The sequence below is a fragment of the Ilyobacter polytropus DSM 2926 genome (assembly GCF_000165505.1).
In the GTDB taxonomy this organism is placed as follows: domain Bacteria; phylum Fusobacteriota; class Fusobacteriia; order Fusobacteriales; family Fusobacteriaceae; genus Ilyobacter; species Ilyobacter polytropus.
Window position 1 is genome coordinate 32,086 of sequence record NC_014632.1, and the last position, 13,625, is coordinate 45,710.

The 13,625-nt window shown below is 36.1% G+C and carries 13 protein-coding genes and 8 tRNA genes; 10 read left to right on the top strand and 11 right to left on the bottom strand.

All coding sequences use genetic code 11. The features are described from left to right. Positions 1-582 precede the first annotated feature (582 nt). Positions 583-1,833: a GntP family permease gene (locus tag ILYOP_RS00160; RefSeq protein WP_013386493.1), complete on the bottom strand. Its 1,251-nt coding sequence runs from the start codon at positions 1,831-1,833 to the stop codon at positions 583-585. A gap of 294 nt (positions 1,834-2,127) precedes the next feature. Between ILYOP_RS00160 and ILYOP_RS00165 the strand changes: the two genes are divergently transcribed. The 10 genes from ILYOP_RS00165 (at position 2,128) to ILYOP_RS00210 (ending at position 8,169) form a co-directional block, all read left to right on the top strand. Continuing rightward, positions 2,128-2,991: an RluA family pseudouridine synthase gene (locus ILYOP_RS00165; protein ID WP_013386494.1), complete on the top strand. Its 864-nt coding sequence runs from the start codon at positions 2,128-2,130 to the stop codon at positions 2,989-2,991. Between the two features lie 205 nt (positions 2,992-3,196). After that, positions 3,197-4,204, top strand: coding sequence for a type I glyceraldehyde-3-phosphate dehydrogenase (gap, locus tag ILYOP_RS00170; RefSeq protein WP_013386495.1), 1,008 nt, complete (start codon positions 3,197-3,199; stop codon positions 4,202-4,204). A gap of 110 nt (positions 4,205-4,314) precedes the next feature. Next, on the top strand, positions 4,315-5,508 hold the full coding sequence (locus ILYOP_RS00175) for a phosphoglycerate kinase (RefSeq protein WP_013386496.1): 1,194 nt from the start codon (positions 4,315-4,317) through the stop codon (positions 5,506-5,508). Between the two features lie 210 nt (positions 5,509-5,718). Further along, positions 5,719-7,518, top strand: coding sequence for a 5'-nucleotidase C-terminal domain-containing protein (locus tag ILYOP_RS15020; protein WP_013386497.1), 1,800 nt, complete (start codon positions 5,719-5,721; stop codon positions 7,516-7,518). A 134-nt stretch (positions 7,519-7,652) separates the two neighbouring features. After that, a tRNA-Pro gene (locus ILYOP_RS00185) sits at positions 7,653-7,729 on the top strand. Positions 7,730-7,734: 5 nt separating this feature from the next. Next, positions 7,735-7,810 (top strand) — tRNA-Gly (locus ILYOP_RS00190). A gap of 6 nt (positions 7,811-7,816) precedes the next feature. Continuing rightward, positions 7,817-7,893, top strand: a tRNA-Arg gene (locus ILYOP_RS00195). 25 nt (positions 7,894-7,918) lie between these two features. After that, positions 7,919-7,994: transfer RNA gene (locus ILYOP_RS00200), tRNA-His, on the top strand. An 8-nt stretch (positions 7,995-8,002) separates the two neighbouring features. Continuing rightward, positions 8,003-8,078, top strand: a tRNA-Lys gene (locus tag ILYOP_RS00205). Between the two features lie 7 nt (positions 8,079-8,085). Next, a tRNA-Leu gene (locus ILYOP_RS00210) sits at positions 8,086-8,169 on the top strand. Positions 8,170-8,304: 135 nt separating this feature from the next. On the opposite strand, the gene waaF is transcribed toward ILYOP_RS00210, so the two are convergent. From waaF to rbr, 10 genes are all read right to left on the bottom strand, one after another. Then, a complete protein-coding gene (waaF, locus tag ILYOP_RS00215) occupies positions 8,305-9,318 on the bottom strand; it encodes a lipopolysaccharide heptosyltransferase II (RefSeq protein ID WP_013386498.1) in 1,014 nt (337 codons plus the stop codon). Continuing rightward, positions 9,315-10,352: a glycosyltransferase family 9 protein gene (locus ILYOP_RS00220; RefSeq protein WP_013386499.1), complete on the bottom strand. Its 1,038-nt coding sequence runs from the start codon at positions 10,350-10,352 to the stop codon at positions 9,315-9,317. The genes waaF and ILYOP_RS00220 overlap by 4 nt, the downstream gene beginning before the upstream one ends. An 11-nt stretch (positions 10,353-10,363) precedes the next feature. Next, positions 10,364-11,137, bottom strand: a complete 774-nt coding sequence (locus ILYOP_RS00225; RefSeq protein ID WP_013386500.1) for a glycosyltransferase family 2 protein — start codon at positions 11,135-11,137, stop codon at positions 10,364-10,366. A 216-nt stretch (positions 11,138-11,353) separates the two neighbouring features. After that, positions 11,354-11,430, bottom strand: a tRNA-Met gene (locus ILYOP_RS00230). 5 nt (positions 11,431-11,435) lie between these two features. Next, positions 11,436-11,512 (bottom strand) — tRNA-Met (locus tag ILYOP_RS00235). Positions 11,513-11,639: 127 nt separating this feature from the next. Continuing rightward, complete coding sequence (locus tag ILYOP_RS00240; protein WP_013386501.1) at positions 11,640-12,401, bottom strand: lytic transglycosylase domain-containing protein; 762 nt, start codon at positions 12,399-12,401, stop codon at positions 11,640-11,642. Between the two features lie 72 nt (positions 12,402-12,473). Then, a complete protein-coding gene (gene rd / locus ILYOP_RS00245; RefSeq protein ID WP_013386502.1) occupies positions 12,474-12,632 on the bottom strand; it encodes a rubredoxin in 159 nt (52 codons plus the stop codon). Positions 12,633-12,671: 39 nt separating this feature from the next. Continuing rightward, positions 12,672-12,830, bottom strand: coding sequence for a rubredoxin (rd, locus tag ILYOP_RS00250; protein ID WP_013386502.1), 159 nt, complete (start codon positions 12,828-12,830; stop codon positions 12,672-12,674). A gap of 25 nt (positions 12,831-12,855) precedes the next feature. Continuing rightward, complete coding sequence (rd, locus tag ILYOP_RS00255) at positions 12,856-13,014, bottom strand: rubredoxin (RefSeq protein ID WP_013386503.1); 159 nt, start codon at positions 13,012-13,014, stop codon at positions 12,856-12,858. 17 nt (positions 13,015-13,031) lie between these two features. Further along, a complete protein-coding gene (gene rbr / locus ILYOP_RS00260; RefSeq protein ID WP_013386504.1) occupies positions 13,032-13,607 on the bottom strand; it encodes a rubrerythrin in 576 nt (191 codons plus the stop codon). Positions 13,608-13,625 lie beyond the last annotated feature (18 nt).

A 13,625-nucleotide genomic window follows, 5' to 3' on the forward strand; every position in this document is an offset into this window, starting at 1 on the left:
AAAGATAATTTTTAAATGTTAATTTAATCTAATCTAAGTTCCCGCTCGAAATGATTGCTGATCAATTACTGAATTTACAAGAATGTTAGAGTCAAAGGATTTTGTCACGAATGAAAACCGATAAAAGACAAAAAAAATTAACACGAATAAGGACAAAAGATTTTGGACACAGAGAACACAGAGAAAAAGAGAGAGTTTCACAGAGTTAAGACGAAAACTAGATACGATTTCTTTTGCGAGAGGTTTTCGATCTTTTTTCTTTGGCCATTGACAAAATCAACGTTAAGAATAACCGCAGTGAAATCCTTAGAAAAAATCGACTGTCTGAGCGTAGCGAGTGACCAGAAAATAACGAGTTATACAAGTATATTTTATGGTTCTCAGAAACTTACTTTCTGAGTTTCCTTATTGCTATTGAATTTTCAAGGTTATTTAGCTGATTTTTCACAGGCTTGAACTTTTGGTTATGCCCTGACCAGAGGGAGGAAATGCCCTTGGGGTGCTTTTCTTTCAAGAGAAAAGTAACAGGTTCAAATAAAGTCAGTAGTTTAATTTGAAATAAAAGTAGAAACATGGGTTAATTTAAAGAATTAACCCGTATATAAGTGTTGAAAATAATGTCAAGGTAAAACCTATTGCAGACTCATATGGGATCAGTTTAAACCTTTCCTCTAGGTTGGTACTGGTACAGCTAGCAGTTGTATGAAAAAATGATCCGTGGGGAAGATGATCAAAAACTGTTGCCCCAGCATGGAGCATTGCGGCCCCATAAAGTGATTTTACTCCTGCTGCTACAATAGCTGTTGAAAAAGTCGCAGACGCTACTGTGGCGGCGGCTGTTGTAGAAGCTGTGGCTGCTGACATCAACGCCCCAGAAATTGGTGCAAGCAAAAATTCAGGGAAACCAGATTTATCTAAAAGCTCTATGGTGACGTCTTTTAGGGTTGAATGTTTAATTATGCCTGCAACGGTACCGGTACTCAGTAAAAGAATAGCAATTTCTGTCATTTTAGACAGACCATATTGAATATATTCCTTAAAATATGACTGTTTACCCATAGCTAAACAGCCTATCGCTCCACCTAGTGGAAGGGCAATTAAGGGATCTACATAAATGCCGGTTATAGGACCTAAGGCCAAAAGAATTATTGCTATAACAGGTCCTGTCATTGATGAAAAAAATGATGGAAGCTCTTTTTCCAAATCTTCTTCGCCTGATTCTAAAATCTGCTCACCTTTTTTTATAAGAGTTTGAGCTAAGAAACAAGTTACTACTACTCCAAATATAGCAGGAATAATATTTGCAGCCATTAAAGAAGATAAGTCCACTCCGAAATTTTGTGAAGATACTATTGTGTTGGAGTTAGGTGAAATTATGTTTCCGGATTTTCCGCCCCCGATCATAGCCAAAAGTATAGACATTTTTGATACCTTCAAACGTTTTGCAATAGTTATTGCAATGGGAGATACTGTGATTACTGCTACAGAAATAAAAACTCCTACAGCTGTAAGGAGCATCGTAGCCAAAGCTAGGGCAAGTATGGATCTCTTACTACCTAATTTTTCGATAATTGTTTCAGCTATCTTTACTGCAGCTCCTGACTCTATCAATACTCCTGCCAACACTCCTGCAGTAAGTATTCTAAGAATAGCCGGGGTAATTCCTTTTGCTCCTTCTACCATCAATGACACTGTTTCTGGGAGAGAGGCTCCCCCTGTAACTCCACCAACAAAAGCACCTAAAATCAGGCTATATACAGGGTTATTCTTTTTTACTATCAATGTTATTGACAAAGCCAATCCTATCAGTGTTCCCAATGCTGATACTTGCATACTCCCTCCCTTTTAATTAGAAAAATAAGGTGATGTATTCAATACAACACACCACCTCATATCTTTTTTTGTACAAAATTTAAATTTTTTTGATAAAAAGAATCAGTTAAAGATATAACACTTTTAAATTATACCAATAAACCCTTATAAATTGCAATAATCTCTTCTGTACTAGGTTTATGATAAGTATCAGAAAAACTTCTGTTCTTAAAAGTATATTCTGCTATTTTATTTAGAGGAAAAACACTTAAATTGTGTTAAAATAAATATGGATAATTATTTGAGAGGTGAGTAATGAAAAAATTTATAATAGAACCCCAGTATAGTAACTATAAGATATCTCAGTATCTGAGAGAGGTAAAGGGGTACTCAGGAAGAAGCTTGAGAAACATAGAGTGTTATCTTGATGGAAAAAGAGTAAAGACAACCAAAAAACTACGAAAACTAAACCGTCTTGTAGTAAAGGAAAAGGATAAAGGTACTGACATGAAGCCTATCAAGATGGACTTAAATATAGTATATGAGGACAACAATCTTATCCTTATAGATAAAGAGCCCTATATCATAGTTCATCCCACGCAAAAGAAGGTGGATAAAACTCTAGCCCACGGAATAATTCATTATATACATGAAAAAACTGGAAAAATTTTGGCTCCTAGATTTTATAACAGGCTGGATATGAACACGACCGGAATTATTGTGGTGGCCAAAAATGCTTATACCCAGGCTTTTTTGCAGTATAAGGCAGAGGTCAAGAAATATTATCAAGCTATAGTAAAAGGTATAATTGAAGAAGATGAAATTATGATAGAAAAGCCTCTTGGAAAAGAAGGGGATGAACTCAGAAGAAAAGTGATGCCGGTGGAAAAAGGCGGACAGGATGCCAAAACCTTTGTAAAGGTAATAAAAAGATATCCTGAAAAAGATTTAAGCCTTGTAGAATTAGAACTTTTTACCGGAAGAACACACCAGATAAGAGCACATATGGAATCGTTGGGTCATCCGGTACTTGGAGATGAACTCTACGGTGCCAAAGATGACAGAGCCAGAAGGCAGATGTTGCACTCTTACAAATTAGAATTCACTAATCCTGACAACTTGCATCAGGAAACAGTAGAAATTGAGCTGCCAGAGGATATGAAAGAGGTTTTAGGATAAAAAACGGTTATCTATTGACCACAAAAAAGTTCAATTTTAAACCCTGCGTGATAATTGACAAAGGGTAGAAATTAGTATATAGTTTAGGTGTAGGATGTGATCAAAAAGTGTACACAAAAAATGAGTAATTTACATTCATTGCTTAAAAGCCGACAAAAAAATTTACATAAAACTGAATTTATTATATCAAGGGGGTATTTTTAAAATGGCAGTAAAAGTTGCAATTAACGGGTTTGGAAGAATAGGAAGACTAGCGTTCAGATTGATGTTTGATTCACCAGAATTTGAAATCGTAGCAATCAACGACCTTACAGACGCGGAAACTCTAGCTTACTTACTAAAATATGATACAGCACAAGGAAGATACAAATCTGATTCAATCGAAGCAATCGAAGGTGGAATCAAAGTAGACGGTAAAGAGTTAAAAATTTACGCAGAAAGAGATGCTAAAAACTTACCTTGGGGAGACTTAGGAGTAGACGTAGTATTAGAATGTACTGGATTCTACTGTTCTAAAGAAAAATCTCAGGCTCATATCGATGCAGGAGCTAAAAAAGTAGTTATATCTGCTCCAGCTTCAGGAGATCTTAAAACAGTTGTATTCAACGTAAATGACAGCGTTTTAGATGGTTCTGAAACTGTAATCTCAGGAGCTTCTTGTACTACAAACTGCTTAGCACCAGTTGCTAAAGTACTAAACGACAACTTCGGATTAGTAAAGGGATTCATGACTACTATCCATGCTTATACAAACGATCAAAATATCTTAGATGCACCACATGCTAAGCCTATATCTGCAAGAAGAGGAAGAGCAGGAGCAGCGAACATGGTTCCTACTTCTACAGGAGCAGCTGTAGCTGTTGGTAAAGTACTTCCTGAATTAAACGGAAAATTAGACGGTGGAGCAGTAAGAGTTCCAACTATTACTGGATCATGTGTTGACCTAGTAGTAGAATTAGAAAAAGAAGTAACTGCAGAAGCTATTAATGCAGCTATCAAAGCAGCAGCTAACGAAACTTTAGGTTACACAGAAGACCCAATCGTATCTTCTGATACAATCGGAATGGAGTTCGGATCATTATTTGATGCTGCATGCACAAAGGTAATGACTGTAGACGGAAAGCAACTTGTAAAATTACTAACTTGGTATGACAACGAGATGTCTTACACTGCTCAATTAGTAAGAACTTGTAAGAAATTTGCTTCTTTATAAGAAGAAACAAAATAAATAGAATCTAAATAGAATAGCGGAACTTTCGAGTTCCGCTTTTTTTAAAGACATTATTATTTAAAAAAATTTCAAATATCCAGGGAGGCAGATTAATGGCAAAGAAAATTGTTACAGATTTAGAATTAAAAGGTAAAAAAGTACTTATGAGAGTAGACTTCAACGTACCACTAAAAGATGGAAAAATAACAAATGACAATAGAATCACTGCAGCTCTTCCAACAATACAGTATGTACTAGACCAGGGAGCCAGTGTAATTGCTTTTTCTCATCTAGGAAGAGTAAAAACTGAAGAGGATAAGGCTGGTAAGTCAATGGCACCAGTTGCAGCAAGATTAACTGAACTATTAGGAAAAGAAGTTAAATTCGTTCCTGAAACAAGAGGGGCGGATCTTGAAGCGGCTGTATCTGAGATAAAGCCAGGTGAGATCATGATGTTTGAAAATACAAGATTTGAAGATATAGATGGTAAAAAAGAATCTAAAAATGATCCTGAATTAGGTAAATACTGGGCTTCCCTTGGAGATGTCTTTGTAAATGACGCATTTGGAACAGCTCACAGAGCTCATGCTTCAAATGTGGGAATAGCATCAAACATCGAAGAATCAGCTGCAGGGTTCCTTATGGAAAAGGAGATTAAATTTATAGGTGGAGCAGTAGACGCTCCTGAAAGACCACTTGTTGCAATTTTAGGTGGAGCTAAAGTTTCAGACAAAATCGCAGTTATTGAAAATCTTATCGCTAAGGCTGACAAGATTATCGTAGGTGGAGGAATGATGTTTACATTCCTAAAGGCAAAGGGACTAAGCATAGGAAAATCTCTTTGTGAAGAGGACAAACTTGATCTAGCTAAAGAACTCATGGAAAAAGCTGGAGACAAGCTAATACTTCCAATAGATACCGTAGCAGCTAAAGCATTTGCAGCTGATGCAGAGCACAGAACAGTTGCAGTAGCAGATATGGCAGAAGATGAGATGGGACTAGATATAGGGGCAGCGTCTATAGAGCTTTTCACAAAAGCACTAGAAGGTTCAAAAACTGTTGTTTGGAATGGACCTATGGGAGTATTTGAAATGCCTGCTTTTGCAAAAGGGACTATAGGAGTTTGTGAGGCAATTGCAAACCTTGATGGAGCAACTACAATAATAGGTGGAGGAGACTCTGCTACAGCAGCAATTGATCTAGGATTTGCTGATAAATTTACTCATATCTCAACAGGTGGAGGAGCGTCTCTTGAGTATTTAGAAGGGAAATTACTTCCAGGGGTAGAATCTATTTCTGAGTGTTAATTTATTTATAAATATATTTTATAAAGTGCGGCTTAGGTCGCACTTTTTTTGTTTTTTTATTTATAGGGTATATCCATGGAATGTTAATAAAAATAAGTTTTTTGGATTAAAATATGCTATAAAAAAATATTTTACTTGAAATTTTATTTTTCAAAGGTTATATTTAAGGTGATGCAATAAGTCAAAAAAATCATGAAATGGGAGAGAATTATGAAAAGAAAATTTTATATGCTTTCAGGAACAGCCTTGTTACTTGCTCTCACAGCATGTAGTAATGGAGATATCAAAGAGGATACAGAATTATCAATAAAAAAACCAAAAGATTTTAAACTTGTAGTGGCACATATCAACGACACCCACGGAAGAGTGGAAGAAGGGAAATATGACGGAATGGGTTTTCCTAGAATTTCAACGGTGTTAAAGGACCTCAGAAAGGAAAATGACAATGTTCTTTTTCTTGATGCAGGAGACACTATACACGGAACAACATTTGCAACTTTATCTGAAGGAGAGTCTGTTGTAGAGATATTAAATTATATGAAACTAGATGCAAGTACTCCTGGAAATCATGATTTTAATTATGGGAAAGACAGGCTAAAGGAGATAGAAAAACTTGCAGATTATGAAATCCTAGGAGCCAATGTGGTTACTGAAAATGGTGGGAAATTTATCGAACCTTATATTATAAAAGATATGAACGGAGTAAGTATAGGGGTTTTTGGGATAGCTACTCCAGAAACTGCCTATAAGACCAATCCTAAAAATGTAGATGGGATAAAATTTGGTGATCCAGTAGAGTATTCAAAAAAATCCGTCCAGGAGCTAAAGTCTAAAGGGGCAGACTTTATAATAGCATTGACTCATCTTGGTATGGATGAAAGCACAAAGGACGGACTTAAGAGTACAGACATAGCCAAGTCAGTGGAAGGTATTGATCTAATTATAGACGGACACAGTCATACAACGCTAGAAGATGGAATGGTAGTCAATAAAACAACCATTGTACAGACAGGTGAATATGATAAAAACATGGGGATAGTCCATATAAAGGTAGAAAACGGAGTGACTACCATAAATCCTAGATTGATAAGTAAGGAAGAGGCTCTAGGTAAAACCATTGAGAGAGAGATAGCAATGGAAATAACTGAAAAGCTGAAGGTCAACGAAGATTATCTTATAAAAGATGGAGACACTCTTTCTGAAATATCATATTCTACAAAAGTTCCTGTAGCTGATCTGGCTTCGATAAATGAAATAAGCAATGTAGACTTGATATACAAGGGAAATACAATAATGGTTCCAGTTGAAAAAAATGTAACTAAGACAGTAACTCAAGTGGAAAAAGTAAAAGTTGGGGGAATAGAAAAGGATCCTCAGCTTGTAAAACTGATTGATAGTATAAAAGGTGAACAGAAGAAAATAACTCAAGTAAAAATCGGAGAAACTCCTGTGTCTTTAAATGGAGAGAGAAAGTTTGTGAGGACAGGAGAAACTAATCTTGCTAATATGATAACCGAGGCCATGCTCTGGAAGACAGGTGCCGATATAGCTCTTACAAACGGTGGAGGTATAAGAGCCTCTATACCAGCAGGAGAGATAACTGTTGGAGATATAATTTCAGTCCTTCCTTTTGGAAACTATGTAGTTACCAAGGAGATGACGGGAAGTGAGGTTATAGAGGCGCTAGAACACGGTATATCAGACTACCCAGCTACCAAGGGTGCATTTCCTCAGATAGCGGGAATGAAGGTGCAATTTGACCCTTCTAAGGCTCCAGGTGAAAGGCTAGTTTCTGTGACAATGAATAACGGAGAGGAACTTCTTCCTGACTCAGTTTATCTAGTGGCTACTAACGACTTCATTGCTGCAGGAGGAGATGATTATAAAATGTTTAAAGGTAAAGCTGAAGCTGGTAATTTTGAGGGACTTGACGAGATTCTTATGGATTATATAAAGGCCAAAGGTATAACAGAGAGGGGAAAAGACAACAGAATAAGTGTAAATAAATAATTTAAGCAGGCTCCGAGTTTTATCGGAGCCTAAACACTTATTTTTTTAGAATTTATAATGAAAATTTTAAAAAAATCGTTGACTGAGATGTGAAAATATGCTATTATTAATCTTGTCCTGAGTAAAAAAAATAACGGAGCATAGCGCAGCCCGGTAGCGCACCTGCCTTGGGAGCAGGGGGTCGCAGGTTCAAATCCTGCTGTTCCGACCATTTTTGCGGGAATAGCTCAGTTGGTAGAGCGTCAGCCTTCCAAGCTGAATGTCGCGAGTTCGACCCTCGTTTCCCGCTCCAACAATTGTGCCTGTAGCTCAGCTGGATAGAGCAACGCCCTTCTAAGGCGTGGGTCAGGAGTTCGAATCTCTTCAGGCACGCCATTTAATATTCTGGCAAAAACATATGGTGAGCGTAGTTCAGTTGGTAGAGCGCCAGTTTGTGGTACTGGTTGTCGCGGGTTCGAGTCCCGTCGTTCACCCCATATAATATGCGTCACTAGCTCAGTTGGTAGAGCACACGACTTTTAATCGTGTTGTCACAGGTTCGATCCCTGTGTGACGCACCACTCAAACGCGGGGGTGGCGGAATTGGCAGACGCGCTAGACTTAGGATCTAGTGTCTTTGACGTGGGAGTTCAAGTCTCCCCCTCCGCACCATAGAAATTCACGAACAGCTTTTAGAAGCTGTTTTTTTATTTTTTGAAACAAAACAATATAACAAAATTTAGATAAAGGAATATTTTAAAAATTGGTATTACAAAAAAATCCGGAAAAACAAGTCCGGATTTTTGATTAAATAGTTATTTGATTTAGTTTTTCTTCAATTTTTTCCAATACCATAGCAGGTTTCAGATCAAGCATACATTTAAAATGTCCTTTAGGGCATTTTTTTCCTCCGTGAAGTCCGCAGGGTCTGCAGGGGAGTCCATTATTTTCTATTATCTGGCTGTTTTTAGACCAAGGATAGAATCCGAGTTCTTTAACGGTAGCACCAAAAATAGCAATAATATGAGTATTTTTCCAGGCAGAGGCGATATGTATAGGGGAGGAGTCGTTGGTCAAAACCACATGAGATCTCCTTGTAACTTCTGCAACTTCTAAAAGGGAGGTCTTTCCTATTAAGTTTATGGTTTTATCAGTTTCTTTTATATTAAGGAGAAGTTCTTCCCGTCCCCCTATAAGAATGATGGCCGTATCCTTTCTTTTGGAAAGGTCATCAATCAGATTGTTAAAATATTCTAAGGGCCACTGTTTGGTAAACCATTTACTTCCAGGAGCAATAGCAACAATTTTTTTGTTTTCTAGATGATTTTCAGACCAGATTTCGTCTACTCTGATTTTTTCAGCTTTTCCAGGAAAAAGTTCTATTCCGTAATATTTATCATTTTTGTCCTCAACAAAGGATAGGAGTTTTTCGACTTCATGCTTGCTCTTGTCATAATGCACTTTTTTATTAAAAAATAATTTACCTGAAGAATTATCATATCCGACTCTAACAGGTGCACCTGTTAGCCAAGTTAGAAGTGAACTTCTAAGATATCTATGGGGAGTTATAATCATATCAAAATTTTTATATTTGAGTCTTTTACCTAAAAGAAAAAGTCCCTTGAGCCCTTTGTGCTCTCCCCTTTTATCATACTCTATTATTTCAGATAAATTGGGATTGTTTCTGAGGATGGATGATCCCACAGGAGTTGTGACATAGGTTATGCTGCTGTCTGGATATTTTTCTTTAAGTTTTTTTATGAGAGGTGTAGATAAGACAATGTCCCCTATAAAGGCTGTATGTATAATCAAAATTTTCATCTATCCACCTCATTTTTCTTTAATTTATCAACAATAATATCCGCAATGGAATTTTTAATTTCGTTATTGTAGCTGTCGAAATATTTGTGAGAGTAGTCTTCCTTTGGGTTATCTTTGTCTGGTATGATATACTGAGCATTATTCCACCCAAAGACTCCCCATCTGACAGGATGCTGTGTTTTTTTATTTGGATATATGGCTACAATATTTCTTTTCATAGACGCAGCTATATGTGTAGGGCCAGTTGATCCTCCAAAATACAAATCAGCTTTTGACATTACCGCTGCAAGATTCAAGAGGTCACCGCCATTTGCAAATAGAAATATCTTGTCTTCTTTAATTTTTTCAATTATCTTTTCGCCTCTCTCTTCTTCAGATATATGGCATGTAAGAACAACATTTAGAGCTGGTATTTTTTTCTTTACTGTTTTTATAAGGTCAGCATAGTCCTCATCAGAAATATTTTTGGCAGAACCTCCCATAAATGGGTTTATCACAAGAATTTTACCCTCTATACTGTTTTCTTTTATAAATACCTCTGCTGCTCTTTTATGTCTCTCCTCTAAAAATATAGAGTTATTTATTTCATAATTTTCATCGAATAGTTTTCCATCGAGTTTTTTTATAAGATCAAGGTTATATTCAGCCTCATTTTTTATAGACAGAGACCTTCTTTGGCGTATTCCTTTGTTGTATGCGAAAATAGAACTTAATTTTGATATGGGCCCAATTCTCCATTTAGCCTTACTGGCCTTGGCAAGTTTAGACACAAAACTGTCATTATATAGAGCTATAAATACATCTGCTTTAAAATGCTTGATTTTTTCTATCAGTTCCTTTTGCCTGAAATCATCTATTTTTATTACACGATTTATGTAAGGTAGATTTTTTACTATCTCATAATTATATTTTCTCACGAGAACTGTTATTTCAGCTTGGGGATACATTTTTCTGAGCATATAAAAACTAGGAATGGAAAGAACTAAATCCCCTATTTTATCCGTTCTAGATACTATTATTCGTTTTATTTCCACAAAAATCACCCTTAGCTATTTTTATTTTCCACATAGGCTCCGTTCCGGTATATCTCTCTAAGTTTAAAATATTTCACCATGGAATACATTGAACTGGTACAGGCTATGACAAATCCCTCTATACCGTCTAAAAATCCCAGCCTTAAAAAATACATTCTGAAAAATTTATACATGGGGTTTAAAATTATTTTTAAAATTCCAGATTTTTTCCCTCTTTTGTAATATTCCTCTGCCCCTAAGGTTGTATATCTATTAAATCTGTCAAAGTAATCTTTCATTGTTATATAGGAGTAGTGGTTTATTTTTTCTTTTATTTTTCCTATTTCACAATCTGTTATATAATCCTCATGAACTAGGTTGTCACTTACTTTTACGCTGCCTTTTTTCCAGAGTCTCGTGGCATATTGATTGCTCCATCCGCCATATTTTAGCTCTTTTCCAAAACATATAGAACATCTGTTTATCTGGTAGACTTGATAATCATAGATACCATTTTTTATTTTATTTATTTTCTTTATCAGATCCTCAGAGAGTTCTTCGTCAGCATCGATAAGCAGTATCCACTCTCCGTTGCATTTTTCAATGACAGAATTTTTTTGAGGACCAAATCCCTTCCACTCTTCGTCGTAGACTTTGGCTCCGAGATTACGGGCTATTTCCACAGTTCCATCAGAGCTGTTGCTGTCTACAATCACTATCTCATCAGCTACCTTACTGGCAGCTTTTAGAGTTAACGGGAGTATTTTTGCTTCGTTAAATGTTATTATTCCAACGGATAGTTTCATCATCACTCACCCTATCTTTATTTATCAGCTAATTATAACAACTAAAGTACCTTTTGGCAACTTTACAAAAAACAGAAAAGACCGAGCAGGGTAACTCGGTCTTTTCAATAGGTCATTCATGGTTTCTCAAAAGAAACACCTGAGTGGGTAGCCCAGGATTTAATTCATATAGACTTAAAAAAAGGGGGGGCTTAAGTTCTACATGGAATATATCAATGGTGCCTAGAAGTGGATTCGAACCACCGACCGCACGGGTATGAACCGTGTGCTCTAGCCAACTGAGCTATCTAGGCATATTTGGTGGCGGGGGCAGGATTTGAACCTACGACCTTCGGGTTATGAGCCCGACGAGCTGCCAGACTGCTCTACCCCGCGTCACTTTTCTTTATAAAAAACATGATTTTTTTCTTTTGGAACAAGATTAATTATATTATACAGATAAAAATAAGTCAATATTTTTTTGTAATTTTTTATAAAATTTTATAATTTTTTTATTGTTTTTTCATTTTTTTATTCCTTTATAGTATTTTTTAACCCTTTTAAGATATTTTGATTCTAGTTTTCCACTATGCTCACTTTTTAGTTTGGTTACACGACTGGCTCCTAAATTATACGCCATTATCCCATCAGATACATTTGAAAAATAGATAATCTGTTTTAAAAGGTAATAGGCTCCATAATAGATATTCCTCTCAATATCTAACAGGTCATTTCTGATTATATTTTTTTTATTCATTTTTTTACCGACATCTTTACCGACATCATATGTAAGCTGCATAAGTCCATAAGAAGGGTCTGAGGAAATAATGTCAGGTCTGTAACTACTTTCTACCATGATCATAGCGGCCAATATTTCCCATCCTACTCCAGTTTCGTTGTGAACATCATAAAGAGCTTTGGCTACGGCCAAAGCTTCTTTTTCATTTATATTTCCCTTGCTTATCTCTTTTACCTTCTCAAGAATGAGCTTAAATTCTTTAAGTTCTTCAATTTCATTTTTTTGTTTTTCGATGACAGTTTCAGTGTTTTTTAGCTTTTCCATATACTGCATCTCTTTTTCTATGTACTTTTTCTCTTTTTCCTTTTCATTCAGCTGAATTTGAAGGATCTCATTTTTTAGGCTCTTTATTGCCAACTCTTTTTTGTGAAGGTTAAAGAGGAGAAGCACTGTGAGCACAAGAAACAATAAAACTGAAATTAATTTCATATTATCCTTATTTGAATTTTTCATATGAGGATATGGATATAGTTTAGTCTTCTCCATGCTGTGCCTCCTCCCTAAAACATCATAGGGTTTCAGAATTTATTTAGTATAAAATCCGGCATGGGCCGGATTTTATGCTTTCTCAAACTGATCTTTTCCAACTCCGCAAAGTGGACAAACCCACTCTTCAGGGATATCTTCAAACTTTGTACCAGGTTCTACACCAGAATCAGGATCTCCTACCTCAGGATCGTATACATATCCACATACAACACATACCCATTTTTCCATTTATTATTCCTCCTAGATTTTAGTATTTACATTTTTTGATTATGCTTTCTCAAACTGATCTTTTCCAACTCCGCAAAGTGGACAAACCCACTCTTCAGGGATATCTTCAAACTTTGTACCAGGTTCTACACCAGAATCAGGATCTCCTACCTCAGGATCATATACATATCCACATACAACACATACCCATTTTTCCATTTGCTGTTCCTCCTTATTTTAGTAGTTATATTTTTTCAAACTGATCTTTACCCACTCCACAAAGTGGACAAATCCAGTCTTCTGGAATTTCTTCAAATGCTGTTCCTACCTCTATACCTGCATCAGGATCTCCTATTACAGAGTCATACACGTAGCCACATACAACACATGCCCATTTATCCATTTATTGACCTCCATTTTTTAGTAATCAGATTCTTTTAGTTCAAAAAAGGCCTTTGGTGCATTACATACGGGACAAATCTCAAGAGAAAGTTTCCCCTCATGTACATATCCGCATTTTCTGCATTTCCAACGAACTTTATCTTCTCTTTCAAATACCATATTTTTTTCAATATTACTGGCTAATTTTAAATATCTGTTTTCATGTTCTACTTCTACCTTTGAGATAAGTCTAAAAACAGCAGCAACTTCAGGAAATCCTTCTTCTTGAGCTATTTTTCCAAAAGTAGGATAAAGTTCAGAGTGCTCTTCATGTTCTCCAGCAGCAGCCATTTTTAGATTTTTCAGTGTGTTACCCACATAACCGGCAGGATATGCAGCATCTATTTCCAAGTTATCCCCTCTGTCTAAAAAAGAGAAAAATCTCCTAGCGTGCTCTTTTTCATTTTCCGCTGTTTCCAAAAAAAGTTCAGCGATTTGTTCATACCCTTCTTCTTTGGCTCTTTCTGCAAAAAAAGTATACCTCATTCTTGCCTGAGATTCCCCTGCAAAAGCTTTTAAGAGATTTTTTTCAGTTTTTGTTCCTTTGATTGACATTAATGACCTCCTTTTGAA